Raw genomic sequence first — 25,700 nt, 5'->3', positions numbered from 1 at the left:
TTTAATCAGTTTACAGGAACAGGTGCCGCCATGGCTGTCCCTAAGAGAAAAGTTTCACCGCATCGCCGGGGCAATCGCCGGGCTCACGATTCGCTTAAGGTTGAGGCATTCCACGAATGCTCAAACTGCGGCGAGCTGAAGCGTCCGCACATGCTTTGCAATGCCTGTGGCCATTACAATGGTCGCCAGGTTATTGAGCCCAAAGGTCTTTAAGACTTCGGCATTGGATAGGAGCGTTAGCGCATGAGTCTGCCGCGTATCGCGATTGATGCGATGGGCGGCGATGAAGGCGTGCGCGTAATGGTGCATGGCGCTGCCGAGGCGCGGCGTGACCATGACAAGTTCCGATTCCTGCTGGTGGGTGACGAAGCGCGGATCAAGTCTGCGCTCGATGAGCATCCCGGCATGGCTGCGGCCAGCGAAATCCTGCATTGCGATGAGGTCGTGGAGGGCGATGAAAAGCCCAGCCGCGCCATTCGTCGTGCCAAGACTACAAGCATGGGCTTGGCCATAAATGCCGTAAAAGAGGGCAACTGCGGCGCTGCTGTCAGCGGCGGCAATACCGGCGCGCTGATGGCGATGAGCAAGCTCGCCCTGCGCACCATGCCTGGCATCGATCGCCCCGCGCTTGCTGGCCTGATGCCCACCCTCGGCGAGAATGACGTGGTCATGCTCGATCTGGGTGCGAATACGGATTGCGATGCACGCAACCTCATCCAGTTCGCCATCATGGGCGCTGCCTATTCACGCATCGTGACCGCCAAGGCAGAGCCGCGCGTGCGGCTCCTGAATATCGGAACCGAGAGTATCAAGGGCACCGACGATCTGCGCACCGCCAGCCAATCGCTGCGCGATGCGACGGGCCTCGCGCTTGAATTCGATGGATTTATCGAAGCGGACAAGATCAACCGCGGCGAAGTCGATGTGGTCGTGACCGATGGATTTTCCGGCAATATCGCGCTGAAAGCGATCGAAGGCTCCGCGCGCTTCGTGACCGATTTGCTGAAGACCGCCTTTACCAGCTCGTTGCGCTCAAAGGTCGGCTTCCTCGTCAGTCGCCCGGCGACCGAGCTGCTGCGCCACCATCTCGATCCCAATAATCACAATGGCGGGGTGTTTCTCGGCCTCAATGGCGTGATCGTGAAATCGCATGGCAGCGCCAATGCCAAGGGCGTGGCCAATGCCGTGCATGTCACCGCGCGCCTGCTGGAGGATGACATCACCACCCGCATCGCTGCCGATCTTGCCGAAATGGGCGAAGACGCCTTGCGCGAAACAGGCAATGGCCACAGCTCTGGCGACGAGCCAAAGGCATGATCCGCTCTGTCATTCTCGGGTCCGGTTCGGCGCTGCCCAAGCGCTGCGTCAGCAATGCGGAGCTTGCCGAGCAGGTCGACACGAGTGACGAATGGATCCGCGAGCGGACCGGCATCACCCAGCGTTATATCGCTGGCGAGGACGAAACGACCGGCACGCTGGCGACGGCGGCAGCGCAGGCGGCACTCGATGACGCGGGCGTTTCTATCGGCGATATCGACCTGATTGTGCTCGCCACTGCCACGCCTGATCGCACATTTCCCGCCACCGCCACACAGGTGCAGGCGGCGCTTGGCGGTAAAGGCTTCGCTGCGTTCGATGTTGCGGCTGTCTGTTCGGGTTTCCTATATGCGATGGGCACGGTGGACTCGATGCTGCGCTCCGGCATGGCGAAGTGTGCGATCGTCATAGGCTCGGAGACCTTCAGTAGGATCCTCGACTGGGAAGATCGCACCACTTGCGTTCTTTTCGGAGATGGTGCTGGCGCCATGGTGGTCGAAGCGCAGGACGTTGCGGAAGACGGGCCGGGCCTTCTCGCCACGCGCCTTCACGCAGAGGGTGAGCATTGCGACCTTCTCTATGTCGATGGCGGGCCGTCCACCACGGGTGAAGTCGGCAAGCTGCGCATGAAGGGGCGGGAAGTTTTCCGCCATGCCGTGACCAATCTCTCCAGCGTACTGGTCGAGGTGCTGGAGGATGCAGGACACGTTCCGGGCGACATCGACTGGGTGGTTCCTCATCAGGCAAACCAGCGAATTCTGGACGCCACTGCCAAGAAGCTTGGACTGCCGCTTGAGAAATTGGTGGTGACAGTCGGACAGCATGCGAACACGTCTGCAGCTTCCGTTCCGCTCGCCTATGACGTGGCGCGCCGGGATGGGCGGATCAAGCAAGGCGACCTAGTGATGCTGGAAGCCATGGGCGGCGGCTTCACCTGGGGCGCCAGCCTCTTGCGCGTCTAACCCTGCCGCGAGAGCAGAATTTTTCCCCATCATCACCTGCCTTTACCTTGCTTTCGGGCTGTGACCTGCGCATACGGAACAAGGGTCGCTAGTATTGAGAAGGAAATGTCATGGATACCATGCGCTCCGTTGGCACTTTGACGCGCGCCGATCTGGCTGAGACGATCAACCACAAGCTTGGCTTTTCGCGGGCCGAAAGCCTCGATCTTGTCGAAGCCATTCTCGCCAAAATGTGCGATGCCATGTCGGATGGCGAAAACGTGAAGATTTCCGGTTTCGGAAGCTTCGTTTTGCGTGACAAAAAAGAGCGTATCGGCCGCAACCCCAAAACGGGCGTTGAAGTGCCGATCACACCGCGCCGCGTCATGACGTTCCGTGCCAGCCACAAGTTAAAAGACAGGATCGCTGACGCCGGATGAGCGACAGCGCCTCCTCCGGTCCGCTGTTTGAGGACGGCAAGGCGGAAGGTGCGATGCGCACCATTGGGGAAGTCTCCGCCGCGTTCGGTATCAAACCCCATGTGCTGCGATATTGGGAGCAGCAATTCCCGAGCCTCAATCCCTTGAAACGCAGTGGCGGCCGGCGGCTTTACCGTGCTGAAGATGTGGCCATGGTCGAAACGATCAATCGCTTGGTCAATGAAGAAGGCTACACGCTGAAAGGCGCTAAAAAGGCGATTTCCGCTGCGAAAGCCGGAGCGACAGGCGCAATCCTGGAAACGTCATCTGCGCTGGCTACACCGCCGAAAGATCACGCAGTGAGTGATTTGGAAAAGGCGCAAGATCAGCAGCTGGACGTGAAGCAACAGCTCCGCCAGATCCGTGATCGGCTGGCAGCCGCGCTCGACTGAAATTTTCCGAAAACTCAGCCTGAGACAGCGTCCAGCATCGCCGCGACACTCGGCTGGGCGTGCAGGATTCGGCGATGGCCGAGCCCGTTGAGTGGCCTCAGCGTCACCTGCTCGCCAAGGCTTGCGAATTTCTCCGCCGCATCGAATGCTACCTCGCGATCGTCACGCGAATGCAGGATGGTGAGAGGATTGGGGCAATCCGACAGCAACAAGTTTCCATCCATCGCATCAAGATCGACGCCAAAGGGCTGCACCAATCGCTTCTCGAATTCGGCCTGCGCCTCGCGCGAAAGTCCAATCGCGCGGGAAAACTGTTCGGTCACATCCGCCAATCTGTTGGGAGAAGCGATAAAGAGCAGGCGCGTCTGGTCGGTAAGCCCTTTTGACAGGCCGCCAGCGATCGTCATCGTGGTGACAGGCCCACCGAAACTGTGCGCAATGATCTGGTCGATCGGGCCGTGCCGGTCTGCAACGGCAATCATAGCGAGCACGCAATCCATCAATTCCGCGCGCCGCCCGCTCGACTTGCCATGCGCAGGCATATCGAATGCGACAACATCGTACCCACGCTCGCAAAGGGCGGGGATCGGCGCAGTCATGAAGGCAGAGGCGCTCGTCCAACCATGCACCATCATGACGGTGCCGCGCGGCTTGGGTGTGGCTGCGGCGAACCGATAGCTGGCGATGCGATAGCCGTTGACCCACATGTCGGTCCGCTCCGCTTCAGTCAGTTTTGCCTGCGCCTTCCTCGCCAGCCTTTTCTCCGCCTCTGATCGGATGGCGGTGGGAAGTGGGTGCGTGAAGAGGAAATGCGCAGCCTTGCCGGCGGCGGCGGGGCTCGCCGCCGAGAGCTTTTGAAACAAGGGAGGGAGCTTGGCCTTCATATTGCACTCTGTGATAACAGCGTTATCGCATTGCGCATTCAAGTGTACTCGTCAAGAGCGGAGGCAGAGGTCGGCGAAATGCCGGTTAGGCGAAGGCAGGGAATGGAAAGCCGCAATACACTCATCAAAGCTGCGGCAATCGCGATCGAGGAAATCTCGATCGAAGGACTGACGGTCCGAGAAGTTGCCAAGCGCGCCAAGCAATCGACCATCGGGATTTATCGCAATTTCAACGGAAGGGCGGGATTGCTGGACGCGCTTTTCGTGCAGGGCTTCGAACGGTTGGGGACCGCTGCTCGAGAAGCGGGAAAACGAGAAAGCGATCCGCGAGAGGCCGTTTTGGCCGCAGTCCGCGAATACCTGCTGCTCGCGCGCAAGCAGCCGCAGCATTATCGCCTGATGTTCAATCCGCAAACGACGGGATATGCCCCCTCGTCAGAAGCGCGGACAATCGCGCTCGCCAATTACGAGTTTTTTGTTGCACTCGTGGCAAGGCTCGAAGACATCGGGAATGAAGCGCGCCGCATTGCTGCGGATCTCGTCGCGATGGTTCACGGCCATGTCGTGCTACGCGGCCAGAATTTCGGCCCGGATATGGAGCCGCAGGAATGGTCCGCACAGATCATGCGGCGGGTGGAGCGGCAATTGGACTTGCTGCAGTCGAAGACGGCCTAGCCCTGTGGGCCCAGTTCAGGATCCAGGTCTCGGGGACGGGCGAAATGCACCAGTTTCCCGCAACCGCTCTCGAGCTCCGACCAGTCATCGATGTCGAGCTCAAACACCGCAAAGGCGGCGGTCGGATATTTGCGCATAACCTCTTCGAACAGTTCATCCTCGCCTTCGGTCGGCACGAGTGTCAGCGCAAGTTCCTGCAGACCCGGATTGTGCGCCGCGACCAGCACGGCATCGGCGTCGCCCGCATTCTCGCTTACCAGTGCCATCAGCGTTGCGGCATCGCCCAGATAGGCTTTTTCTTTATAGGTCACGGGCATATCGAGCTCGCTAGCTTCAAGCGTTCGTTTTACGCGTTCAGCAGGGCTAGCAACCATCAGATCCCACTTCGCGCCGTGCTGGCGAATGTGATCGCCCATCAATTTTGCGCCCTTGCGCCCGCGATCGTTTAGCCCGCGGTCAAAGTCGCGCAGGGACAAATCGTCCCAATCGGATTTTGCATGACGCAGCAGGCCCAGGCGTTTCACGCTTGACGTTCCTCTTTCTCGATCCCTGCCTTGCACGAAACACCCGCTGCCACGCGTTGTAAAGCTTCATCTAGCGAAAGCCGGGTGATGGACACACCTACAGGAAAAGCGGTGAGCAGGCGGCTTGGGAAAGCGGGTGAGAGGACGATGAAGTGACCGCGATCATCCCGGCTGCGGATGAGCCGACCGAAAGCCTGTGCAAGCCGTCCGCGCATGATCCTGTCATCATAGGCGGAGCCACCTTGCGCTGCGCGGCGTGCGCGGTGGAGAATGCTGGGCTTGGGCCAGGGCACCTGCTCCATCACGACGCAGCGCAGCGATTCTCCCGGCACGTCGACACCATCGCGCAGGGCATCGGTGCCGAGCAGGCTGGCGCGCGGATCATCGCGAAAAATGTCGACCAGCGTGCCGGTGTCGATAGGATCAACATGCTGGGCGAACAGCGGCAATCCTGCGCGCGCCAGCCGGTCTGCGATGCGACCGTGTACGGCGCGCAGTCTGCGGATGGCGGTGAATAAGCCGAGCACGCCTCCGCCCGACGCTTCGATGATGCGCGCATATGCTCCTGCGAGGCCCGCCAGATCGCCTTTCTTGACATCGGTGACGATCAGCACTTCTGCGTTGCTGGCATAATCGAACGGGCTTTCGGCCTCGGCAACGCGCGGTTGCACTTCGATATGCGGAGCGCCGGAGCGGGCAATCGCGCTTGACCAGTCGCGACCCTCGGCGAGGCGGTCCGTCAATGTGGCGCTGGTGAGCATTACGCCATGAGCGCCTTCCAGCACGGTGTTGGCAAAGGGCTTCATGGGGTCAAGGAAGTGCCGGTAAAGCCCGATATCGAACTCGCGGGCATCGCCGCGTTCGACTGCCAGCCAGTCGACGAATTCAGGATCGGCAGGTCCGCCCAATCGGCCCAGCAAGGATTCCCACGCGGCGAGTGTGTCGATGCGCCAGCTGAGCGAGAAGCGCGCGCCTTCTATCCGCGCCCGTCCTTGTCCGTCGAGCCAATCGGGTGCTTCTTCCAGCATCGCTTCCAAGCGTACGCCCAGTCTGATGAGCGGATGGCGAATTGCGGCGAGAGCTTGCGCGGCGGCCTGTGCCAACTCGACGAAATTGCCTTCGAGCCCCGCGGCCTCTGTCTCGATGCCATATCCTGCATCCGCAGCGCCGCTTTCGTCGCGGGCATAGGTTATCGCGCGCACGGCTGCGAGCAGCGTTTCGATCTCTCCCGATGGCGCGTTTTCAGCGATGCGGCCGAGCCATCCTTCGGAGGGGAGGACGTGAGCGGCTTCGCGCGCCGCTTCGATCGCTTCACCGCCTGCCTCGTCATAGCTTGCCACGTCGGCGAGCCGGGCGGATAGGCCGCGCCGCCGCCCTTTTGAGCCGCGTTCGGGCCCGATGATCCAGCGCCGCAGTTCGATGGCTTCCTGCCCGGTCAGCGCGGCAGAGAAGGTGCTGTCAGCGGCATCGAAAACGTGATGGCCCTCGTCAAAGATGATGCGCGTCGGGCGCTGCGCATGGTCGCGCCCGCGCGCGGCATTGACCATCACCAGCGCATGGTTCGCGATCACAAGATCGGCCTGCGCGCTCGCCCTTGCGGCGCGTTCGATGAAGCATTTGCGGTAATGCGGGCAGCCTGCATACACGCACTCGCCGCGTTGATCGGTCAGGCTCTTGATGGCGCGGTTGCGAAACAGCGTACCCAGCCAGCCGGGCAGATCGCCGCCAATCATGTCGCCATCCTGCGTGAAGGCGGCCCACCTTGCGACCAATTGCGCGAGAATCGCAGCACGGCCGCCAAAGCCGCCTTGCACGGCGTCCTCCAGATTGAGCAGGCAGAGGTAGTTTTCGCGGCCCTTGCGCACGACGACCGGACGCGAGCCATCGGGCCGCTCTTCCGGCCACGCGCGGCGGCTTTCCGCCCGGAGTTGGCGCTGCAAATTCTTGGTGTAGGTGCTGACCCAGACAGTGCCCTGCGCCTCCCGCGACCAGAGAGAGGAGGGGGCGAGATAGCCCAGCGTCTTGCCAATCCCGGTACCCGCTTCTGCCAGCAGAACGTGCGGCCGCGCCTTCTTTTCGCGCGGCGCGAATATGTTGCCCACTGCGCTCGCATAGTCCCGCTGACCGTCTCGCCGCTCCGCAGCAGCGCCCGTAAGCTCCTCCAATTGGCCGAGGATTCGATCCTCGCCTAATGTCAGCTGGGCAGGCTGCGGCCTTTCCGGTGCTTCCTGCCACTCGGGCAATTTGGAAAAGAGCCATTTCTCTGCCGTTTTGGGCTGGCGGATATGCGGCGCGACCACGGGCGCCCATGCCCAGCGCAATTTGGCGAGCGATTGCAACACGCTACATGCCCCCTCGCGCTCTGCCCAGTCTTCGACTTCACAATGCTCAAGCAATTGTGCGGCGGCCAATTGCAGAAATTCGGGGACTTGCGCGCCGTCCTCCGGCTCCTCAAGGTCCAGAGCATGGGCGAGGCCCTTGGGCGTCGGAACGCAGAATTTCGCTGGATGTACAAAGGCGAAGAGCTCAAGCAGGTCGAGACCGGACAAATCCGGATAGCCAAGCCGTGTGGCGATCAGCGGAGCGTTCATGATCAGATGCGGTGTATCGGCAGCAGCCATCACCGCCTGGCCTTTGGACAGTCCTTCGGTTTCGCCATTGGCCGCACGATGCCAGCTGCCTGCGTGGCTGGCGTGCAAAGCGGGAAGGGGAAGCGGCTGTAGCGGCATCGGATCCACTATCGGCGATGAGAACGAATTGTAAACATTGCTCTGCCAGACAATCGGTGAACAGATGTGGCAAGGAGGGATTGGCCATGCGGAAATTCATGATGTCTTTGGGAGCCTTGGCTGTATTTGCTGTGCACACGGCGGCTCCTGCACAAGGGGATCAGCAACGATCACCCGAGCAGGTAATCGCCAGCGCCACGGCGGCCTATCAGGCGCGGGATCGCGCGCGCTTCGTTGCCCACTTTGCCGATGATGCGATTGTCGATGCGAACGGCTTCAGCTTTCAGGGCAGGGCGCAGATTGCCGAAGCCTACGCGCAGAACTTTCGCCCCGATGCACCGACCGTGCGGGTGGTCGATCGCGAAGCTTATGGGAACCGCGTGATCGACACGGTCGAATATACCGAACGCGGGCAAGTCTATTGCTGCACGGTCACCGCCTATTTCGTGGAAGACGGCCAGATCACCTACGCCCGGGTTACGATGTAAAAGCGCCGCCTGTCGCAGCGCAGACGCGATCCATCGCACCTGTGGGCGTCGCCTTCGGCGGATGAATATTCGTTCAGGATATTCTGCGCTCGCTGCGCTATGGCGGTTGCCATGAGTTTGCGACCAATATTCTGGGCCATGATCCTTGCAGTCCTGCCAAACGCGGCGACGGCGCAAGACGCGCCTCTTCCGCAGAGCAGCGCGACGCCTATCACGCCCGCAATTCCGAGCGATTTTCAATTGCCGCCGGGTGAGGGCGAGTCTCAGCAACAGCCTCAGGCAAGGCCGAGCGCAGCAGCAAACCCGATTGTCCAGGAATTGCCCGCCCAGCCGACACCAACGCCGACCGCGGCTCCCGAAGCCGGTAGTCCTGCGCGACAGGAGCCGGTCCAGCAAAGCGCCGATGAACCCGTGACTGCGTCGGAGCCGGTTCAAGTCACGCCGCCAGAGAGCGAGGGCTCCGCGCCGTCACCAGCACTGCCGCCGGAGACACCTGCGCCGACTGCCGACGCAGCTGCAAACCCAGCCACCGCCGAGGCATCCGAAGCGAGTGGCAATTCGCTCTGGTTTGCGCTGATCGGATTGATGGCGGTGTTGGCGCTCGTAGCTTTCGCATTCATGCGGCGACGGAGGACAGATAAACAAGTTCCCGTGAGAGAAGCTGAAGCGCCTTTAACCGAAACCCCAGAGCCTGCTTCCGCCTCTCGCAAGGACGAGCCAGCACCTCCGGTCAGGCGGGAATATGATCCAGCCACTCTGGTATCGATCAAGCCCCGGTCTTCGCAGCCTCCTCAAAGAGCTCCCGCGCCCACGACGAAGCCTACCTCAGATGGCTTGGTCTCCACTAATCTTGCAGCCAAGCTTCGCGAGCAGCGCGCAGCCTTGGAACGGGCGGAGAAAGCGCAGAAGGAGCGAGCAAAGCCCGCGCGCCATACGGTCAATCGGTCAATCTCTTTCGATTGGTAGCGCTCAGCCGGAACTCTTCTCATTGTCGCCCATCTGCTCGATCCGCAGGGGTTCCGGGAACATGTTGGTGACGATGGGGAAGGGGATCCCGATTTCTGCAGCGTCGAGGCTCTTTTTGATCGCCTTGATCGCCTCGCTCTTGGTCTGGCGCAGATCGCGTGCTGCCGATTGCGCATACCACTGGACGAGGAAGTTGATTGAGCTGCCGCCGAATTCCTGCGCGTAAACAATTACCGGGCGATCCTCGACCACGGCATCTACCGTAGCCATCGCATCGTAGATCGCCTGCTGCGCCTTTTCGAGATCGGCGTCGTAAGAAACACCCACCACGACCTCGTTCCGGCGCACCGTGTCATCGGTAAGAATTTCGACCGGGTTCTTGAACAGCATCGAGTTCGGCATCACGGTCAGCTCATTGGAAAGCTGGCGGATATAGGTTTCGCGCAGGGTGATCTTCTCGACCTTACCCGTGACGCCTTCGCATTCGATGAGATCGCCGATGCGCATCTTCTCGCGCAGCATGATCAGCACGCCCGCGAGGAAATTCTCGAAGATGTCCTGAAAAGCGAAGCCGATCGCCAGCGCGCCGATGCCTAGACCTGCGATCAATCCTGCGGGCGTGAAGCCCGGGATTGCGACGATTAGTGCAAGGACAAGGCCGCCAATCCAGATAAGCAACCGCACAAAAGTTTGGATCAGCTGGCGCAGATCTTCGCGAAGCTCTGTCTTGCCGATGATCGCATTGGCGATGCGCAAAGCAAACCGTGCCACGATCCATGTAATCAGCAGGACGACAATCGCGATTGCGAGATTGGGCAACAAGGCGACGGCACCATTCCACATGTCCATCACATTGCTGCGCAGAATTTCGATATAATCCAAAGGAGACCCCATTCATTATCTTGTTTTGCGATCAACGTGATTTTGCGGCGAGGGTTCCGAATCGTTTCGCACTTGCGAAATCGCTTCCTTTGGGCAATGCGCAAAGCATGACTTTCAGTACCGATCTCATCACCGCTGCTCGCAATTCCAAGGCCTGGCCCTTTCAGGAGGCTCAGCGGCTGTTCAAACGGTATCGTGACGGCAAGCCCAGTGGTGAACCGGTACTGTTTGAGACCGGCTATGGCCCATCGGGCCTCCCGCATATCGGCACATTCCAAGAAGTGCTGCGCACCACGCTTGTCCGCAAGGCTTACGAGATCGTCGCCTCTGATGAGGATGGCAATCCTGCGCCCACTCGGCTTGTAGCTTTCAGCGATGATATGGACGGCCTGCGCAAAGTGCCGGACAATGTGCCGAACAAGGCTCTGCTCGAGGGAAACCTCCACAAGCCGCTGAGCCGCATCCCCGACCCGTTCGAGAAGTATGAAAGCTTTGCCGCGCATAACAATGCGATGCTGCGCGAATTCCTTGATCGCTTTGGCTTTGACTATGAATTCATCGCGGCGAGCGACAAGTATAACTCTGGTGCTTTCGATGATGCCCTGCGTGGTGTGCTGCGCAACAATCAGGCGATTCTCGACATCATGCTCCCGACGCTGCGGGCCGAGCGCGCGGCAACCTACTCGCCGATCATGCCGATCAGCCCTGCGACAGGACATGTGTTGCAAGTGCCCGTCGAAGTCGTCGACGCCGATGCGGGCACGATCCGCTTCACCGATGAAGACGGCGCGGTGATCGAGCAGAGCGCGCTCGGCGGCATGGCCAAGCTGCAATGGAAAGTCGATTTCGCAATGCGCTGGGTGGCCCTTGGCGTCGATTACGAAATGTACGGCAAGGACCTGACCGATACCGGCATTCAGTCTGGTAAGATCGCCAAGGTGCTTGGCGGTCGTAAGCCTGAGGGCCTGATTTACGAGCTCTTCCTAGACGAGAAGGGCGAGAAAATTTCCAAGTCGAAGGGCAATGGCCTGACGATCGAAGAATGGCTGACCTACGGCACTGAAGAGAGCCTGGGCTTCTACATCTTCCCCAATCCCAAAAGCGCGAAGCAGCTGCACACCGGCGTGATTCCGCGCGCGGTCGATGACTATTGGCAGTTCCGTGAGCGCATTCCGGATCAGGATATCGACAAGCAGCTCGGCAATCCGGTGTGGAACCTGCTGCGGATCAAGGATCCCACCGGTTCGCAACCTCCGGTCGGGTCGGGCGATACGCTGCCCGTCACCTATGGCCTGCTCCTCAATCTGGTCGGCGTGCTGGGCGCAGAGGCGGACAAGGATCAGGTGTGGTCCTATCTCGGCAATTATGTCGAGAACGCCGATCCCGAAGCGCATCCTGCTCTAGACGTGCTGGTGGACCGTGCGCTCGCCTATAACCGCGATTTCATCGCCCCGACCATGGTCAAGCGCGCTCCGGAAGTCAATGAGGCAGAGGCGCTCAAGGCGCTCGATGCTCGTCTTGCCGATGTGCCCACCGATATGCCTTCCGAGGACTTGCAGACCATCGTTTACGAGATCGGCAAGGATCAGACATTCGGTTTCGACAACCTGCGAGACTGGTTCAAGGCGCAGTACGAGACGCTGCTCGGCTCCTCACAAGGACCACGGATGGGCAGCTTCATCGCGCTTTACGGTGTCGAGAACACGCGCAAACTGATCGCCGAGGCTCTCGCGCGCTAGGGGCGGCCTACGTCCAGGTTTTGGTGCGATACCACTTGGTAATGATGTATTTGCTACCCTGCTGAACGGGGCGGCCCGCATGCATTGTCATCGGATTGGTCGTTCCATCGGGCTTGGCGTTGTTCCATGCGAGCAGCACACCGGGTTTGGGCTCGATCGAGATGCCGATATCGATGAAATCGGTCGTCCCGCCGGCTTCGACATCATTGAGAAAGACCATGGTAGTATAGCTGCGCTGTCCGCCGCGGCTCATTTCGTGTTCCCAATAGCTGGTGTCCGGGTGGAACCAGTCATGATGCGGCTGGAATTCTTGCCCGGGCATATAGCGCTGGCCCTGGATCGTCTCACCGAATTCGGATTCTACGCCGATCAGATCGTCAATCCGGCGGCTGATCTTCTTTACGAAGGGATCGTAGGGATCGACATCGCCGGAATAGCTGGTGCGGTATCCTTCCGAATAGTCGATGTCGAACACGACGCTGGGCCGCGCGGTGGCATCGATCAGCTCCATCATCTTCGCGCATTCGGCAGGCGTCATGAAATCGCCCACGGCGTAAAGCTCAATGTCGTCCGCAGGCACTTTGTAGGCAGCCGGATTGTCCGACAGCCGTTCACGCACGCGCCTGCCGATGCTTTTCAGCCCCGGCTGATCGGCGTTGGGCGCAAATTTGCTTTGCTTCGTTTCGCTCATCTTGCTGACAGCCATTCCATTGCCGCCGTCTGTAGGCAAGCCTCAATTGTGGGATGAACGCGAAACCCCCCGCTGCTTGCGCAACGGGGGGCTCTTGCCGGCCACTCGCTCCGGCAATCAGTTGATAGGCCTTACCAGAAGAAGTCGTGGATCACGTCGACCACTTCACCGGTGTAAATGTCCACCAGCACCACATCGTCATAGTAGCGCACCCAGCGATAGGGGCCGTAGACGTCTGGCAGGCGATAGCTCCACGGATCGTTGATCCAGTAGCGATCACCGAAGAACAGGCGATCGAGGAAGAACCCGACATTCAGTCGGCGATAGCGATACCCGCGATAGGGCGCGTAATACCGGCCGAGGCTGAAGTGGCTGCGATTGTTGTAACGATACCGGTTCCAGTTATAGCGGCGGTTCTGCCGCCAATTATGCCTGTTCCACCGGCGATAATCGCGCCGAGCTTCACGGCGACCCGCACGGTAGCCATCGCGATAATTGTAGCGATCCCGGCGGTAGTCGCGACCATCGCGGCGGTAATCGCGACGATCCCGATAGCGGTCACGGCGGTAGTCTCCGCGCTGATCACGGTAGCGATCGCGGCGGTCCGCGCGCCTGTCACGGCGATAGTCTCCGCGCTGGTCGCGATAACGATCACGACGGTCGGCCCGGCGGTCCCCGCGGTTGTCGCGGTACCGATCACGACGGTCGGCCCGGCGGTCCCCGCGGTTGTCACGATAGCGATCTCGCCGGTCGGCGCGGCGATCCTGGCGAGCATCGCCGCGGTTCGAGCCGACGCTATCACGGACACGTTCGCCAACGGCGCGCGCCGGAGCGACAGCGGCAGGACGCCTCATGTCCGGCTCGGCATTGCGGCGGCGTCCACCACCATTGCTGTCTGCACGGCGCTGGCGGGGCGCAGCGCGTTCGCCGCGATCTCCTCGCCTGTCATTGCGGGCATCGCGATTGCCACGTCGGCCTTCACCGCGCGCACGATCGCGTCGCCTGTCCTGTCGATCAGCGCGATCCCCGCGCTGTTGTTCTGCCGCGCTCTCAGCGCCTAAAGCAGACGCCGCTGTGGCCGGAGCCAGAGGCGCCAGCATCATGACGCCGATCGCAGCAAGGCCGCTTGTTTTCAGTAAGTCAGCGAGTCGCATTGCAACATCTCCTCGTGTTGACCAATGCCGCTGCGAGTGTCGCGGCCCCAGTTCGTTCGTGTTGCTCACCTTTCTACAGGACCGGCCTGACCCGTAACTGAACCGCGCTGTTGGGGCTTTGTTCATGTTTAGGACTAGTTTGCTGAACCGAATGAAGCCTTGCCCTGCGCTCTCACAGCAGGCAGGTGTCGCCGGGTGCAGGAGACATTCGAACAGATCGCCGACGACATAGCCAATCGGCTGGAAGAGGCTGCAAGCAGCCGCCACAGCCCGATGCACACGCCCGTTGTCGCGACAGCGGATGCCGATGCGCGGGTGATGGTGCTGCGCGCTTTCGACCGCGCGACTGACACGCTGCGCTTCCACACCGATGCGCGTTCGCCCAAATGCTCTGTAATCGGCGATGGGGCGCCGGTCGGCGTTCTGCTTTATGACAAGGAGGCGAAGATCCAGCTGCGGTGCCGCGGCACCGGCCGGATCGAACGCGACGGCCCTATCGCCGATGCGGCATGGGAAGCGAGCACCAACTTCGCGCGCCGCTGCTATCTGGGCGATGGCCCGGGCACGCAATCCGATGAGCCATCGAGCGGCCTTCCCGACTGGATCGAAGGCCAGCAACCAACCAACGATCAGGTCGCCCCGGCGCGTGAACACTTTGCTGTGCTGCTGGTAACGCTTGCGGAAGTGGACTGGTTCTTCCTCAGCAATGATGGACACCGCCGGGCAGTCATCAACATGAACAGCGGTGTAGGACGCTGGATCACTCCTTAAGCGTGCCTTATCAACGGTTTGGAGCCAGGGGGTGTGACAGGTGTGACAGTGTCCTGACGGGAAAAATCGGAGCGGCGTGCTGGGAGCAAAATTCAGCTTTGTCGCTGGAGATTTGGGCGAGTGTTCTTTCATGAGGCCCTGCATTGAGTGCAGCAATCCTTCTGTAGGAAAGTGCGGTGTTGCAAATAGACGGGAGTTTCGCTGAGGAGCGGCAGGGGGTAAGCACCGCGCATATGGCAGGCGCTCGCACGACATGATCGATGAGGACGAAGGTGGCGGCTTTGGCCGGAAGGCCGCAGGCATTCTCGCTGCGGCTTTAGTGACGCTCGGCATCCTTTTTGCAGGTGCCTATTTCGTCGATCCGAGCGCAACGCGGGAGCGGCTGGGTCTTATTCCTGAGCTCGACGTGCCCTATGTGTCTTCCCGCCCGCCTACCGTGCAGGCCATGCTGGACATGGCCGATATCGGACCGGACGATTACGTTATCGACCTGGGCACGGGCGATGGGCGCATCCTGCTTGCGGCTGCCGTGGATCGCGGGGCAAGCGGGCTGGGCGTCGATCTCGATCCGGCGCTGGTGGAAGAGGCGCGGAGCCGGGCCGAGAGCCTTGGCGTTGCCGACCGGGTGAAATTCCGTGAGCAGGACCTCTTCGATACGCCGCTCGATCAGGCCGATGTCATCACCATGTTCCTGCTGCCGAGCGTTAATATGGATCTGCGCCCGCGCCTGCTTGAGCTGACGCCCGGCACGCGCATCGTCAGCAATCGCTTCGATATGGGGGACTGGCCTGCGGATGAGGAGCGACGGGTCGTGGGCTATCCGGTTTACTCATGGATTGTGCCCGCCGATGTGGCCGGACGCTGGCTGGTGAAGATCGGCGAGGGTGAGCTTACGCTTAATTTCGAACAGGACTACCAGACCGTGCGTGGCACGGCGCTGCTCAATGGCGAGAATGCCCCGATGACTGCCGAGTTGCGCGGCGATCGGTTGAGCATCCTGGTGAGCACCCCCGACGGTGAAATCTTGCTGGAAGGCCGCGTCGAGGGCGACGCCATATCTTTCATCGGCGGCGCGGATTGGACTGCGAGCCGCCAGCGATAGCCTGCGTCACGGACCCAAAACCTAACCTATGCGTAGAAATTGCAACTGTATAAGGAGGCGATTTTGGCAGCAACTCATCCCTATATTCCGCGCGTCACGCTGATTTTCGATTTCGACAAAACCCTCGCCAGCGACACTATCGATGCCATGTGCGCCGTCTGGGGGATGGAGCGCGAGGAGTGGGAAGAGACATACAACACGCCGCTCGGCGACAATTGGGACGGCATTCTGAAGCGCGGTCAGGCGCTGATCGATTGCGGGCGCGATCGCGGCGAATTGCTGAGCCGCAAATTCTTTGACAAGGCCGCAAACGAGATCGCGCTATATGACGGCGTGCTGGATGTGAAAAAACATCTCTCGGCCGTGGCTAAGGACATCTTGCCGGAAATCGAAGTGGAGCTCGTGATCCTGTCCTCCGGCTATATCGAAATGATCGAGCGGACCGAGGTCAACGACGTGTTCGATCGTAGCTGGGCAGGGAGCTTCTATTTCGATGCGGATGGCAATGCGGTATGCATGAAGCGGATTATCGGCCACCCGGAAAAGGCGCGCTATATCGAAGCGCATGCCAAGGGCCTCGCCCTGGATGTCGCCAATTCGCCGCAAGTCAACGATCCCGATTTCGAAGAGGCGGACATGCACGTGCCGCTCGATCAGGTCGTCTATATCGGAGATGGGTTGAGCGACCTCGACGCCTTCGGTTTCATCACCAATGCAGGCGGTCTGGCGGTAGCAATCAATGAGAGCGCCCGGTTTGATTTTGCGGAAGAGCAATTGCCCGATGAGCGGGTGGATAACCTAGCCGCGCCCGATTTCACCGAGGGATCGGAATTGCTCGAAACCCTGAAACAGGCGACGCGCAGCGCGGCCGCACGGGCGGCGCTCAGGCGATTATCCGAAGGTGAGTGAAGCATCGGCCTCGCGCGGGCCGAGATTTAGAATGCGAAAGGGGAGGCCCGAAAACCTCCCCCATCAGCTTGAAATCAGGCGGCAGCCTTGATCTCGCGCAGGGTCACATCGAAAGTGATGTCTTCACCGGCGAGCGGGTGGTTGCCATCTGCCTTCACCGTTTCCTCGCCAACTTCGAGAATGGTGAGGATCACCGGCTGGCCGTTGGGGCCCTGCGCCTGAAGCTGCATGCCGGGCTGCGGGGCGGGCTCTGCCGGAAGATTGGTGCGCGGCAGGTCGACGATCGCGTCGTCCCGGCGCGGGCCGAAGGCATTGTCGGAAGGGATGGTGACCGTCTGCTCGTCACCCACGCTCATCGAATTGAGAGCTTCTTCGACCTGCGGGAAAATCTGGTTTTCGCCGAGCTTGATGTCCTGCGGACCCGTCTGCTCGGTATTGCCGACGACGGTGCCGTCGGTCTTCTTCACGGTATAGTCGATGGTTACAGTGTCGCCGCTGTTTGGGGTAGTCATGGAATTCCTTCGGATTTGGCGTTCGCGATGCTGAAAAGCACCGACAGATACACGCACCCGCGAACCGGGCGCCTCACCACGCTATGTGGGGACGGGGGCGGGGGGAGTCAAATTTGCCCTGTGATGGAGTAAGTTCGTCTGAAAACCGGAGATTCGCAGCTTCTTGCGGTGAACTCAAAAGCCCATTGACGGGCCGTGCAGACGCGACCTACGTTTCTCATATTGCGTCACGAATGGAAGAACATGGAATTCGATTTTCTACATGCGGCAATCGCCGCTGTCTTGATCGCAGTCGCGGTCTTCTTGATCCGCCGGAATGACGAGCCTGGTGCTCATCGCAAATGGGATTGGCGGATTTTCTTCGCTACACTGGTAATCGTCGCCGTCCTCAACATCATTTGGCCCAATCTTCCGTGACGTGGTTTCTGGCGAAGGGTTTGCGGACAGGAGCGAGTTAGGTGGACGGGATGGTTCAGGCCACAATTACTCTGTTGGCGCTCGTAAATCCGGCCATGTGTCTTGCGCTTTTTATGAAAGGGCGAGACCCGCACAAGTCCGGACGAAATATATCCGAAGCGATTGGTGCCGTGCTGGCAATCGCGCTTATTCTGTGCGTTGCCGCTTTCGCCGGGCGAAACATTCTAGCGCTATTCGGCATCAGCTTGCCGGCATTTAGCGTTGCTGGTGGATTGGTGCTTGCGGCAATAGGCACGCGCATGATGGTGTCCGTTCAGGCGGCACCGGACTCCGAAACAAGCCATGCCGATGCGTCGATCACGCCACTAATCCTGTTCGCGGCCAGTCCGGGTACAATAACGGGCGTCATTACGATAGCGGCATCGAACCAGATCGGCAGTATTTCCTTGGTTACCCTGATTGCCATCGGGATTGTGATGGGCATCTTGCTGGCAGTTTTGCTTGCCGCAGCGAAATTCAGCAAAAACGCGAAGAACGGCGGGCTCGCGAGACAGGTGGTAACAAGTTACATGGGCCTAATCGTAATCGCTATGGGTGTGCAGTTTGCATTGACCGGCTTCAAGGATTTCATGCAAGCCTGACTGCCGCTTGTTCGTGTCAGCAATCGATGAATGCTCTCCCACCGGAAAATTCCAAGCGCGGATTGATGCAAATCTCACGCCTCTGGCCATCCTGCACAGTGAACCCCGTGAGCGGCCCTGCCGACCGGAAATCATAGTCCGGCCCTGTGATGTCGCTGATCGAACAGCGGATCGTGCGCCCTTCGATGACCGGATCGTCACACAACGGCGAGCCGGATACGCGCAGGACATACCCATTGAGCGTGCCCAGCCGACCGGCTGGCGTGCCGCTTCCAAGCTGGACCACGCGATTATCGGAACCGTAAACCGGGGCTTGGTCAGTCGCGCAAGCACTCAGGCCGAATGCGGCGACGACAATGATGCATTTTTTCATGCCGCGAGTATTCGCTGCTCATTTACAAAGATCAAGGCTTCACATTCAGCGAAATGCAATCACATCACAGAAAGGAGAGCCGAACAGGCAAGTCACCTAGTCAGCTTCTTATACTGCACCCGGCTCGGACGATCAGCTGCGTCACCCAGACGGCGCCGCTTGTCTTCCTCGTAAGCCTCGAAGTTGCCCTCGAACCATTCCACGTGTGAATCGCCTTCGAACGCAAGGATGTGCGTCGCGAGGCGATCGAGGAAGAAGCGGTCGTGCGAGATGACCACGGCGCAGCCGGCGAAGTTTTCGATGGCGTCTTCCAGCGCGGATAGCGTTTCTACGTCGAGGTCGTTGGTCGGTTCGTCCAGCAGCAGCACATTGCCGCCTTCTTTCAGCATCTTCGCCATGTGGACGCGGTTGCGTTCACCGCCGGACAGCTTGCCGACGTTCTTCTGCTGGTCGGGGCCCTTGAAGTTGAACGCGCCCACATAGGCACGCGTGCTGGTGTCGTGGCCGTTGACCTGCATGTAATCGAGCCCGTCGGAGATTTCCTCCCACACGTTGTTTTTCGGGTCGAGGTGGTCGCGGCTCTGGTCGACATAGCCGAGGCGCACCGTGTCGCCGATCTCGACCTTGCCTTCGTCAGGCTCTTCCTTGCCAGTGAGGATCTTGAACAGCGTCGATTTACCCGCGCCGTTGGGGCCGATCACACCGACAATGCCACCCGGGGGCAGCATGAAGGACAGGTCTTCGAACAGCAGCTTGTCGCCATAGGCCTTGGTGATGCCCTTGGCTTCGATCACCTTGCCGCCGAGGCGCTCTGGAACCTGGATGACGATCTGCGCCTTGCCCGGCTTGCGGTTGCCCATTTCGTCCTGCAGCTGGTCGAATTTGCGGATACGCGCCTTGCTCTTGGTCTGGCGGGCGGACGGGGTCTGCCGCATCCATTCAAGCTCGCGCTGGAGCGCCTTCTGCTTGCCCGATTCCTCGCGGCTTTCCTGCTCGAGGCGCTTGGCCTTCTTCTCGAGATAGGTCGAGTAATTGCCTTCGTACGGGTAGTAGGAGCCGCGATCCAATTCGAGGATCCATTCCACCACATTGTCGAGGAAGTAGCGATCGTGGGTGATCATCAGCACCGCGCCGGCATATTCCTTGAGGTGGTTTTCAAGCCACTGCACGGATTCGGCATCGAGGTGGTTGGTCGGTTCGTCCAGCAGCAGGATGTCCGGCTTCTGGATCAGCAGGCGGGTGAGGGCGACGCGGCGCTTCTCACCGCCTGAGAGGCTCTGTACGCCCATGTCCGATGGCGGGCAGCGCAGCGCTTCCATCGCAACTTCGAGCTGGTTGTCCAGCGTCCAGCCGTCGACAGCGTCGATCTTGTCCTGCAGCTCGTTCATTTCCTCGCCGAGCTTTTCATAGTCGGCATCAGGCTCGGCCATTTCGGCTGCCACTGCGTTGTAGCGATCGACGAGGTCGGCGGTCTCGCGCGCGCCGTCCTTGACGTTTTCAAGCACGGTTTTGCTTTCGTCGAGCTCGGGCTCCTGCTCGAGATAGCCGACGGTGATGTTTTCGCCCGGCCAGGCTTCGCCACTGATGTCGGTGTCGATACCTGCCATGATCTTGATCAACGTGGACTTACCCGCACCATTCGGCCCGACGATGCCGATCTTCGCGCCGCGATAGAATTGCAGATTGATGTTGGAGAGCACCGGCTTTTGCGCGCCGGGGAAAGTCTTGGTCATGTCCTTCATGACAAATGCGTATTGGGCGGCCATCGGGCGGGTCCTTAATTCGTATAATATGGTGGGATGTGTGTTGCAGCCGCAGATAGGGATAAGCGCGGCGGTGGGCAAGTTTGTTTGGAACGCATTTACAGCGGGGCGGGTTGCCTATGCATGTTCCTTGAAAACAGCACACTCGACCTGATCCTGCGCGGCCTCGTGCTGGGCATGATCGCCCTTGCATTTGTCGTCGTTCAGATCCGTTTTGTCGGCCTGAGATCGCTATCCAAGATGACGAGTTTCGACTTCGTGATGACGGTGGCCCTTGGCTCTCTGATCGCGGGCGCGGCGCAGGCGAGCGAATGGACCGGGTTTGCGCAGGCCATGCTGGCGATGGTCGGAATTTTCGTCTTTCAATTCATCGTCGCGCTGGTCCGCAAGCGCAGTGACACGGTGGAGGATGCGCTGGCCAATGAGCCGAAATTGCTGATGCGCGATGGCGAAGTGCTCCACGAGGTTCTGGCGACTACCCGCGTGACCGAAGAGGACCTCCGCGCCAAGCTGCGCGAGTCCAACGTGCTCGATAAGGGCCAAGTGCGCGCCGTGGTGCTGGAATCGACAGGCGATATCTCCGTGCTGCACGGTGATCATCTGGCCGATGAAATGCTGAAAGATGTGGCTGACCGCGACAATTAACGCTGCGGCGGAACACCCACCGCGCTGCGCGATTGGGTGGGTATGGATATTGCAATTATCGGGGCCGGAATGGCCGGTCTTTCCTGCGGCGCCGCTCTCAAAGAAGCGGGTCATCGCGTTTCGCTCTTCGACAAGGGGCGCGGCCCCGGCGGTCGCATGGCGACGCGGCGAGCTGAAGTGGATGGCAAAACTCTTCGCTTCGATCACGGCGCGCAATATTTCACTGCACGCGATCCACGCTTTGCGGCGCAGGTCGAGCGTTGGCAAAGCCAAGGCGTTGTCGCCCCTTGGTCAGCCGCCAAGGAAGGCGCGTGGGTGGGCACTCCAGGCATGAATGCGCCGATCAAGGCAATGGCCGCCAAGCAGGATGTGACCTTTGGCAAGCGGATCGAGGAGATCCGGCGCGAAGGGAAAGCGCTGTGGCTGCTGGACGAAGAGGGAACGGTGGGCAGCGCATTCGATGCGGTGCTGGTTGCCGTCCCGGCAGAACAGGTCGCCCCGCTACTTTACGCGCATCAGGGTGAATTCGCGCAGCTATCCGAGGACACGGTTTCCAAGCCTAATTGGACGCTGATGGCGACCTTCACCAGCCGCGTCGATCATGGCGATACCTTACATGATGCCGGTGCGATCGGATGGGCCGCGCGCAATTCCGCCAAGCCAGATCGCGCTGGCGAGACCGAATGCTGGGTAATCCAAGCCTCGCCTGAATGGAGCGAAGAGCATCTGGAAGAAGAGAAGGACGACGTGATCGATCAGCTTCTCAAAGCCTTTGCCGAGCAGGTCGGCACGCTGCCAGGCACGCTGCATACCGATGCCCATCGCTGGCGCTATGCGCGCAGCGGCGCATCTGGCGACAAGGCCCTGTGGGATGCCGATAAAAAGATCGGCGTTTGCGGCGATTGGCTGATTGGTCCGCGCGTCGAGAGCGCGTTTATTTCCGGCGTCGAACTGGCTGATCGGATTATCGAGGATGGCTGACGTTACCGTATGGTACGATGGCGCTTGCCCGCTTTGCCGCCGCGAGATTGCTGTCATGCAAAAGCTCGACAAGCGTCATTCCATTGATTTCGTCGATGTCAGCGAAGGTCAGCCTGAGAGCTGCCCGATATCGCAGGACGATTTGCTCGCCCGCTTCCATGTAAAAGAGAACGGCCGCATCTATTCAGGCGCGCAGGGCTTTGCCGCCATGTGGCGCGCGATCCCGATACTCAGGCCCTTTGGCCAGCTTGCCCGGCTACCGGGCCTTCGGCAGATTTTCGAGGTGCTCTACAAAGGCTTCCTGCGTGTCCGTCCGCGCCTGCAGCGACTTGTCAGCGACTAAACTTAAAGGGGAACAAGCATGCGTCATCCCGAACCCGATCCCGTCGGCCCTGGCCAGGAAAGCGTCTGGGATTATCCGCGCCCCGCCATCGCCGAAACGACGAATGCGCACATAGTCATCGAACACAATAACATCACCATTGCCGACACACGCAATGCCGTTCGCGTGCTCGAAACCAGCCATCCACCCAATTACTATATTCCGCCCGATGATATTGCCGAAGACGCGCTCCGCCGTGCAGCCGGTTCGTCATTCTGCGAATGGAAAGGGGCGGCCAAATATTGGGACGTGGTCGCCGGAGACGAAGTGCTGGAAAAAGTCGGCTGGTCTTATCCGAGCCCGACGCCCACATTTCAGATCCTGCGCGATTATCTGGCGTTTTATGCCGCACCATTCGATCAGTGCCTTGTCGACGGCGAGGAGGTGCGACCGCAGCCTGGCGAATTCTACGGCGGCTGGATCACGAGCAAGGTGGCAGGGCCCTTCAAGGGTATTCCCGGCAGCCGGTTCTGGTAGCGAGGCTCGAGCAAAAAATGCTGGTTTCGGCGTGGCTTGCGGGAAGACCTTAGAACCACATTAACCAATGGGCGATAAGGCCCCTTCGCAACGAGGGGGAAAAATGCGCGAACAAATCTTGGGATTGACGACGCCGATAATGGCGTTCGTGTTCGCAGCGCTATTCCTAGCTGTCTGGTGGCGCGCGGGGCTTGGCCGACAAGTGCTCGCTTTCGCAGCCGGATACGCCGCCTTTGCTCTTGGCTTCATTGTCACTCATCTGCTGCCCACCGGCGCGGCAGCGACGTTCTTTGTGACGCAGGCCTTCTATTCGCTCGCCAGCGTGCTGCTGATTTGGGGCGCTTGCCACAGGGCAGGGCGGCCAGCGCATCTTCGCACACTATTCGGCATATATTGCATAGCCGCTGTGTCATTGCTCGCTGCTGTGAGCATTTCTGATGATGCAGGGCCGCGTCTTGTCCTCATCAATGCCGGTTACGCAATGATGTTTCTGGTCGCTTTCGTGTCTCTGGCGGATGCTCCGCGACGCACGCTGGTCGACACAGCGATACTGATTGTTCTCGCGCTGCATACGGTCGATTTCATGGTGCGACCGGTGCTGACGTCCATGGCGGAAGGGGCAATACCCGCCGCCGAATATCGCGAGTCCCTCTACTATACGATCATCAACATGGTGCTGATGCTGAAGACGCTGAACACGGCAATCGTGCTGCTGGGCGCCTGCGTTTACGATGGCATCGTCAAAGTGCGTGAAGGCGCAAATATCGATCCGCTCACAAGCCTGTGCAATCGCCGTGCCTTCGAAGCGGAAGTCGCGCGTACCTTAAGTCAGAGCACACATACTGGCGAGCAGGTTAGCCTGGTGATTGCGGACATCGATCACTTCAAGCAGGTCAATGATCTGTGGGGGCATCAGGCAGGTGACAAGGCGATTGCCGGAATGGGTACGCTCCTTGCCCGGATGAGCCGTCCGCATGATTTGCTTGGGCGTGTTGGCGGAGAGGAATTCTGCATTCTGGTGCGCCATTGCGGGGAAGCCGACGCTGCGCAATTGGCAGACCGCATGCGACTTGCCTTCGCGCGCAGCACCTTTCCCGAGATTGGAGATCATATCAGCCTGACGGCAAGCTTTGGCGTCGCCGAACGCCGGCCGGGTGAAAGCTATGACCGGCTGTTCTCGCGGGCTGACGCGGCGCTTTATGCAGCGAAGAACAATGGCCGAAACCGGATCGAACGCGGCTCTCAGCCCGCTGTTCCTCTGTGTGAAGATGCCTGCAGGGCTGCTGCTTGAATACCCGTCTGGACAGCACGCATCGTGGCGCTTAGCACTTGCGCCCATGAAGAAACCGATCCTCGCGCTTGCTGCGCTTTCGCTCGCCATTCCCGCCACTGCCGCTGCCCAGCGCTACGATCATCGCTACGGGCTGGAGCCCGGCGCGCATGACGAAGTGGCTTGGGATTTCCTCGAAGGCATCACTACAGAAATCGGCCCGCGTCTTGCTGGCACGGAGGATGAAGCACGTGGGCGCGCATGGGCTATGGAATGGCTGATCGAGCGTGGCTTCGTGAATGTCGCGGATGAGCCGTTCATGCACAATACCTGGGTTCGCGGCGAAGAGCGCGCACGGCTGGTCGGGGCAGGGGCGCAGCCGCTGGTCCTCACCGCGCTCGGCTATAGCGGGGCGACTCTTGCCGAAGGTATCACGGCGGAGATCGTCCAGTTCGCCACCGTCAACGATCTGCGCGCAGCCGATCCGGCGGAAGTTGCAGGCAAGATCGTCTATATCGGAAACCCGATGCAAGCGACGCAAGACGGTTCGCATTACGGAATGTTCGGCTCGCCGCGTCGGCAGGGGCCGGGAATTGCCGCGCAAAAGGGTGCTGCGGGCATCATCATACGCTCGATCGGCACCGACAATGATCGCCTGCCGCACACCGGCGCGACAAGCTGGCCCGACGGTGTGGAGCCAATTCCGGCTGCCGCGCTCAGCAATCCCGACGCGGACAATGTCGAGCGCCTGCTCGAACGCGGTGAGACGCTGACGCTTGAACTGGTGCTCACCCCCCAATTCCTCGGTATGACCCAGAGCGGCAATGTCGTTGGCGAGATTATGGGGCGCGATCCTTCACTGCCGCCCGTGCTGCTCGCCTGCCATCTTGATAGCTGGGACAATGGCACAGGCGCGGTGGACGATGCTTCGGGTTGCGCCATTGCCGCCTCTGCCGCGCTGCACGCCGTCGAAGATGGCCAGCCGCTTCGCACTATTCGCGTGCTGTTCGCAGGCGCTGAGGAAACTGGCCTGTGGGGCAGCCGCGCATATTCCGAAGCCCATGCCGACGAAGAAATCGGCGTCGGTCTTGAAAGCGATTTCGGCGCTGGCCTCATCTGGCGGCTGGAGACGAATTTCACCCAAAGCAACCCGGCGCTGTTCCAGCAGCTGGCCGATGCCGTGATCCCCTATGGAGTGCTGCCCGCACCGCAGATTACCGCGACCGGCGGCGCTGATCTCAACATCTTAAGGGATCAGGGCGGCGCGATTATCGATCTGCAGCAGGATGGCCTGCGCTATTTCGACCTGCATCACACAGCGAACGATACGCTGGACAAGGTCGATCCGGGCGAGCTGGCACAGAATGTCGCCGTGTGGACGGCGGTGACACGGGTGCTTGCCAACCATCGCGGCAGCTTCCTCGGAGCGCCGATCATGCTGGAAGAGTAAGATTGCTTGAAGACGCGCGCGGCCCGGTTTAGGGGCGAGCGCGCACGAAGGATTGGTGCGGGCCTGTAGCTCAGTTGGTTAGAGCTGGCCGCTCATAACGGCTAGGTCGCGGGTTCGAGTCCTGCCGGGCCCACCATCCTTCGGGC

The 25,700-nt window shown here is 60.3% G+C and carries 29 protein-coding genes and 1 tRNA gene; 20 read left to right on the top strand and 10 right to left on the bottom strand.

The window, feature by feature from the left end; genetic code table 11:
- The first annotated feature begins 30 nt into the window (after positions 1-30).
- The 5 genes from rpmF (at position 31) to I5L03_RS10345 (ending at position 3,129) form a co-directional block, all read left to right on the top strand.
- Positions 31-213 carry a 50S ribosomal protein L32 gene (rpmF, locus tag I5L03_RS10365; RefSeq protein ID WP_197921703.1) on the top strand — a complete coding sequence of 61 codons (183 nt, stop codon included), beginning with the start codon at positions 31-33 and terminating at the stop codon, positions 211-213.
- 30 nt (positions 214-243) lie between these two features.
- Entirely contained in the window at positions 244-1,317 is a 1,074-nt protein-coding gene (plsX, locus tag I5L03_RS10360; protein ID WP_197921702.1) for a phosphate acyltransferase PlsX, read from the top strand.
- Positions 1,314-2,279, top strand: coding sequence for a beta-ketoacyl-ACP synthase III (locus I5L03_RS10355; protein WP_197921701.1), 966 nt, complete (start codon positions 1,314-1,316; stop codon positions 2,277-2,279). The genes plsX and I5L03_RS10355 overlap by 4 nt, the downstream gene beginning before the upstream one ends.
- Before the next feature lie 119 nt (positions 2,280-2,398).
- A complete protein-coding gene (locus I5L03_RS10350; RefSeq protein WP_197921903.1) occupies positions 2,399-2,698 on the top strand; it encodes an integration host factor subunit alpha in 300 nt (99 codons plus the stop codon).
- Positions 2,695-3,129 (top strand): MerR family transcriptional regulator, encoded by a 435-nt coding sequence (locus tag I5L03_RS10345; RefSeq protein WP_197921700.1) that lies wholly within the window; start codon positions 2,695-2,697, stop codon positions 3,127-3,129. The genes I5L03_RS10350 and I5L03_RS10345 overlap by 4 nt, the downstream gene beginning before the upstream one ends.
- A gap of 14 nt (positions 3,130-3,143) precedes the next feature.
- Here the strand turns inward: I5L03_RS10345 and I5L03_RS10340 are convergent, their stop codons facing one another.
- Complete coding sequence (locus tag I5L03_RS10340; RefSeq protein WP_197921699.1) at positions 3,144-4,013, bottom strand: alpha/beta hydrolase; 870 nt, start codon at positions 4,011-4,013, stop codon at positions 3,144-3,146.
- Positions 4,014-4,115: 102 nt separating this feature from the next.
- Between I5L03_RS10340 and I5L03_RS10335 the strand changes: the two genes are divergently transcribed.
- Complete coding sequence (locus tag I5L03_RS10335) at positions 4,116-4,688, top strand: TetR/AcrR family transcriptional regulator (RefSeq protein WP_197921698.1); 573 nt, start codon at positions 4,116-4,118, stop codon at positions 4,686-4,688.
- Here I5L03_RS10335 and I5L03_RS10330 read toward each other — a convergent pair.
- Positions 4,685-5,212, bottom strand: a complete 528-nt coding sequence (locus I5L03_RS10330) for a SixA phosphatase family protein (protein ID WP_197921697.1) — start codon at positions 5,210-5,212, stop codon at positions 4,685-4,687. The genes I5L03_RS10335 and I5L03_RS10330 overlap by 4 nt on opposite strands.
- Entirely contained in the window at positions 5,209-7,941 is a 2,733-nt protein-coding gene (locus I5L03_RS10325; RefSeq protein WP_197921696.1) for an ATP-dependent DNA helicase, read from the bottom strand. Before I5L03_RS10325 ends, I5L03_RS10330 begins: the two co-directional genes overlap by 4 nt.
- Before the next feature lie 116 nt (positions 7,942-8,057).
- Between I5L03_RS10325 and I5L03_RS10320 the strand changes: the two genes are divergently transcribed.
- Complete coding sequence (locus tag I5L03_RS10320; protein WP_197921695.1) at positions 8,058-8,429, top strand: nuclear transport factor 2 family protein; 372 nt, start codon at positions 8,058-8,060, stop codon at positions 8,427-8,429.
- Positions 8,430-8,860: 431 nt separating this feature from the next.
- On the opposite strand, the gene I5L03_RS10315 is transcribed toward I5L03_RS10320, so the two are convergent.
- Entirely contained in the window at positions 8,861-9,049 is a 189-nt protein-coding gene (locus tag I5L03_RS10315) for a hypothetical protein (protein ID WP_197921694.1), read from the bottom strand.
- Positions 9,050-9,398: 349 nt separating this feature from the next.
- On the bottom strand, positions 9,399-10,277 hold the full coding sequence (locus tag I5L03_RS10310) for a mechanosensitive ion channel family protein (protein WP_234035200.1): 879 nt from the start codon (positions 10,275-10,277) through the stop codon (positions 9,399-9,401).
- Between the two features lie 107 nt (positions 10,278-10,384).
- Here I5L03_RS10310 and I5L03_RS10305 point away from each other — a divergent pair, with 107 nt between their 5' ends.
- Complete coding sequence (locus I5L03_RS10305) at positions 10,385-12,016, top strand: lysine--tRNA ligase (RefSeq protein ID WP_197921692.1); 1,632 nt, start codon at positions 10,385-10,387, stop codon at positions 12,014-12,016.
- 7 nt (positions 12,017-12,023) lie between these two features.
- On the opposite strand, the gene I5L03_RS10300 is transcribed toward I5L03_RS10305, so the two are convergent.
- Together I5L03_RS10300 and I5L03_RS10295 are read right to left on the bottom strand one after the other, a co-directional pair.
- Complete coding sequence (locus I5L03_RS10300) at positions 12,024-12,722, bottom strand: prolyl hydroxylase family protein (protein ID WP_234035199.1); 699 nt, start codon at positions 12,720-12,722, stop codon at positions 12,024-12,026.
- A gap of 116 nt (positions 12,723-12,838) precedes the next feature.
- Entirely contained in the window at positions 12,839-13,861 is a 1,023-nt protein-coding gene (locus tag I5L03_RS10295) for an RcnB family protein (RefSeq protein WP_197921691.1), read from the bottom strand.
- Between the two features lie 195 nt (positions 13,862-14,056).
- On the opposite strand from I5L03_RS10295, the gene I5L03_RS10290 reads away from it, so the two are divergent.
- The 3 genes from I5L03_RS10290 to I5L03_RS10280 all read left to right on the top strand — a co-directional run bounded on the left by I5L03_RS10290 (position 14,057) and on the right by I5L03_RS10280 (position 16,643).
- Positions 14,057-14,632 carry a pyridoxamine 5'-phosphate oxidase family protein gene (locus I5L03_RS10290; RefSeq protein WP_325100166.1) on the top strand — a complete coding sequence of 192 codons (576 nt, stop codon included), beginning with the start codon at positions 14,057-14,059 and terminating at the stop codon, positions 14,630-14,632.
- A gap of 253 nt (positions 14,633-14,885) precedes the next feature.
- Positions 14,886-15,734 (top strand): SAM-dependent methyltransferase, encoded by an 849-nt coding sequence (locus I5L03_RS10285; RefSeq protein ID WP_197921690.1) that lies wholly within the window; start codon positions 14,886-14,888, stop codon positions 15,732-15,734.
- Positions 15,735-15,797: 63 nt separating this feature from the next.
- Positions 15,798-16,643 carry an HAD family hydrolase gene (locus I5L03_RS10280; RefSeq protein ID WP_197921689.1) on the top strand — a complete coding sequence of 282 codons (846 nt, stop codon included), beginning with the start codon at positions 15,798-15,800 and terminating at the stop codon, positions 16,641-16,643.
- A 74-nt stretch (positions 16,644-16,717) separates the two neighbouring features.
- On the opposite strand, the gene I5L03_RS10275 is transcribed toward I5L03_RS10280, so the two are convergent.
- The gene (locus I5L03_RS10275; protein WP_197921688.1) at positions 16,718-17,155 is read right to left on the bottom strand and encodes an FKBP-type peptidyl-prolyl cis-trans isomerase; all 438 of its coding nucleotides are present in this window, start codon (positions 17,153-17,155) and stop codon (positions 16,718-16,720) included.
- A gap of 243 nt (positions 17,156-17,398) precedes the next feature.
- Between I5L03_RS10275 and I5L03_RS10270 the strand changes: the two genes are divergently transcribed.
- Entirely contained in the window at positions 17,399-17,572 is a 174-nt protein-coding gene (locus I5L03_RS10270) for a hypothetical protein (RefSeq protein WP_197921687.1), read from the top strand.
- A 50-nt stretch (positions 17,573-17,622) separates the two neighbouring features.
- Positions 17,623-18,213 (top strand): MarC family protein, encoded by a 591-nt coding sequence (locus I5L03_RS10265; RefSeq protein WP_197921686.1) that lies wholly within the window; start codon positions 17,623-17,625, stop codon positions 18,211-18,213.
- 16 nt (positions 18,214-18,229) lie between these two features.
- Here the strand turns inward: I5L03_RS10265 and I5L03_RS10260 are convergent, their stop codons facing one another.
- Together I5L03_RS10260 and ettA are read right to left on the bottom strand one after the other, a co-directional pair.
- Positions 18,230-18,586: a hypothetical protein gene (locus I5L03_RS10260; RefSeq protein ID WP_197921685.1), complete on the bottom strand. Its 357-nt coding sequence runs from the start codon at positions 18,584-18,586 to the stop codon at positions 18,230-18,232.
- Positions 18,587-18,678: 92 nt separating this feature from the next.
- On the bottom strand, positions 18,679-20,352 hold the full coding sequence (ettA, locus tag I5L03_RS10255; RefSeq protein WP_197921684.1) for an energy-dependent translational throttle protein EttA: 1,674 nt from the start codon (positions 20,350-20,352) through the stop codon (positions 18,679-18,681).
- Between the two features lie 120 nt (positions 20,353-20,472).
- Between ettA and I5L03_RS10250 the strand changes: the two genes are divergently transcribed.
- The 7 genes from I5L03_RS10250 (at position 20,473) to I5L03_RS10220 (ending at position 25,690) form a co-directional block, all read left to right on the top strand.
- A complete protein-coding gene (locus I5L03_RS10250) occupies positions 20,473-20,994 on the top strand; it encodes a DUF421 domain-containing protein (protein WP_197921683.1) in 522 nt (173 codons plus the stop codon).
- Positions 20,995-21,036: 42 nt separating this feature from the next.
- Complete coding sequence (locus I5L03_RS10245) at positions 21,037-21,975, top strand: NAD(P)/FAD-dependent oxidoreductase (protein ID WP_197921682.1); 939 nt, start codon at positions 21,037-21,039, stop codon at positions 21,973-21,975.
- Positions 21,968-22,318 carry a thiol-disulfide oxidoreductase DCC family protein gene (locus I5L03_RS10240; RefSeq protein WP_197921681.1) on the top strand — a complete coding sequence of 117 codons (351 nt, stop codon included), beginning with the start codon at positions 21,968-21,970 and terminating at the stop codon, positions 22,316-22,318. Before I5L03_RS10245 ends, I5L03_RS10240 begins: the two co-directional genes overlap by 8 nt.
- 18 nt (positions 22,319-22,336) lie before the next feature.
- The gene (locus tag I5L03_RS10235) at positions 22,337-22,834 is read left to right on the top strand and encodes a DUF427 domain-containing protein (protein ID WP_197921680.1); all 498 of its coding nucleotides are present in this window, start codon (positions 22,337-22,339) and stop codon (positions 22,832-22,834) included.
- Between the two features lie 139 nt (positions 22,835-22,973).
- Positions 22,974-24,125, top strand: coding sequence for a GGDEF domain-containing protein (locus I5L03_RS10230; RefSeq protein WP_197921679.1), 1,152 nt, complete (start codon positions 22,974-22,976; stop codon positions 24,123-24,125).
- Positions 24,126-24,171: 46 nt separating this feature from the next.
- Positions 24,172-25,554, top strand: coding sequence for a M20/M25/M40 family metallo-hydrolase (locus I5L03_RS10225; RefSeq protein WP_197921678.1), 1,383 nt, complete (start codon positions 24,172-24,174; stop codon positions 25,552-25,554).
- Positions 25,555-25,613: 59 nt separating this feature from the next.
- Positions 25,614-25,690, top strand: a tRNA-Ile gene (locus I5L03_RS10220).
- The last annotated feature ends 10 nt before the right edge of the window (positions 25,691-25,700 follow it).

The organism is Aurantiacibacter sediminis, from assembly GCF_016019885.1.
GTDB lineage: Bacteria > Pseudomonadota > Alphaproteobacteria > Sphingomonadales > Sphingomonadaceae > Alteraurantiacibacter > Alteraurantiacibacter sediminis.
The sequence above is the reverse complement of the archived record's forward strand: the minus strand, read 5'-3'. Positions and strand labels throughout refer to the sequence as shown.

Coding starts and splice junctions, on each gene's coding strand:
- I5L03_RS10295 (WP_197921691.1), bottom strand. CDS start 13,861: ATGCGACTCGCTGACTTACTGAAAACAAGCGGCCTTGCTGCGATCGGC.
- I5L03_RS10245 (WP_197921682.1), top strand. CDS start 21,037: ATGGATATTGCAATTATCGGGGCCGGAATGGCCGGTCTTTCCTGCGGC.
- I5L03_RS10350 (WP_197921903.1), top strand. CDS start 2,399: ATGCGCTCCGTTGGCACTTTGACGCGCGCCGATCTGGCTGAGACGATC.
- I5L03_RS10285 (WP_197921690.1), top strand. CDS start 14,886: ATGATCGATGAGGACGAAGGTGGCGGCTTTGGCCGGAAGGCCGCAGGC.
- rpmF (WP_197921703.1), top strand. CDS start 31: ATGGCTGTCCCTAAGAGAAAAGTTTCACCGCATCGCCGGGGCAATCGC.
- I5L03_RS10270 (WP_197921687.1), top strand. CDS start 17,399: ATGGAATTCGATTTTCTACATGCGGCAATCGCCGCTGTCTTGATCGCA.
- I5L03_RS10305 (WP_197921692.1), top strand. CDS start 10,385: ATGACTTTCAGTACCGATCTCATCACCGCTGCTCGCAATTCCAAGGCC.
- I5L03_RS10235 (WP_197921680.1), top strand. CDS start 22,337: ATGCGTCATCCCGAACCCGATCCCGTCGGCCCTGGCCAGGAAAGCGTC.
- I5L03_RS10240 (WP_197921681.1), top strand. CDS start 21,968: ATGGCTGACGTTACCGTATGGTACGATGGCGCTTGCCCGCTTTGCCGC.
- I5L03_RS10260 (WP_197921685.1), bottom strand. CDS start 18,586: ATGAAAAAATGCATCATTGTCGTCGCCGCATTCGGCCTGAGTGCTTGC.
- I5L03_RS10230 (WP_197921679.1), top strand. CDS start 22,974: ATGGCGTTCGTGTTCGCAGCGCTATTCCTAGCTGTCTGGTGGCGCGCG.
- I5L03_RS10275 (WP_197921688.1), bottom strand. CDS start 17,155: ATGACTACCCCAAACAGCGGCGACACTGTAACCATCGACTATACCGTG.
- I5L03_RS10225 (WP_197921678.1), top strand. CDS start 24,172: ATGAAGAAACCGATCCTCGCGCTTGCTGCGCTTTCGCTCGCCATTCCC.
- I5L03_RS10300 (WP_234035199.1), bottom strand. CDS start 12,722: ATGGCTGTCAGCAAGATGAGCGAAACGAAGCAAAGCAAATTTGCGCCC.
- I5L03_RS10335 (WP_197921698.1), top strand. CDS start 4,116: ATGGAAAGCCGCAATACACTCATCAAAGCTGCGGCAATCGCGATCGAG.
- ettA (WP_197921684.1), bottom strand. CDS start 20,352: ATGGCCGCCCAATACGCATTTGTCATGAAGGACATGACCAAGACTTTC.
- I5L03_RS10325 (WP_197921696.1), bottom strand. CDS start 7,941: ATGCCGCTACAGCCGCTTCCCCTTCCCGCTTTGCACGCCAGCCACGCA.
- I5L03_RS10315 (WP_197921694.1), bottom strand. CDS start 9,049: ATGAATGCGAAAGCTACGAGCGCCAACACCGCCATCAATCCGATCAGC.
- plsX (WP_197921702.1), top strand. CDS start 244: ATGAGTCTGCCGCGTATCGCGATTGATGCGATGGGCGGCGATGAAGGC.
- I5L03_RS10355 (WP_197921701.1), top strand. CDS start 1,314: ATGATCCGCTCTGTCATTCTCGGGTCCGGTTCGGCGCTGCCCAAGCGC.
- I5L03_RS10345 (WP_197921700.1), top strand. CDS start 2,695: ATGAGCGACAGCGCCTCCTCCGGTCCGCTGTTTGAGGACGGCAAGGCG.
- I5L03_RS10265 (WP_197921686.1), top strand. CDS start 17,623: ATGGTTCAGGCCACAATTACTCTGTTGGCGCTCGTAAATCCGGCCATG.
- I5L03_RS10340 (WP_197921699.1), bottom strand. CDS start 4,013: ATGAAGGCCAAGCTCCCTCCCTTGTTTCAAAAGCTCTCGGCGGCGAGC.
- I5L03_RS10250 (WP_197921683.1), top strand. CDS start 20,473: ATGTTCCTTGAAAACAGCACACTCGACCTGATCCTGCGCGGCCTCGTG.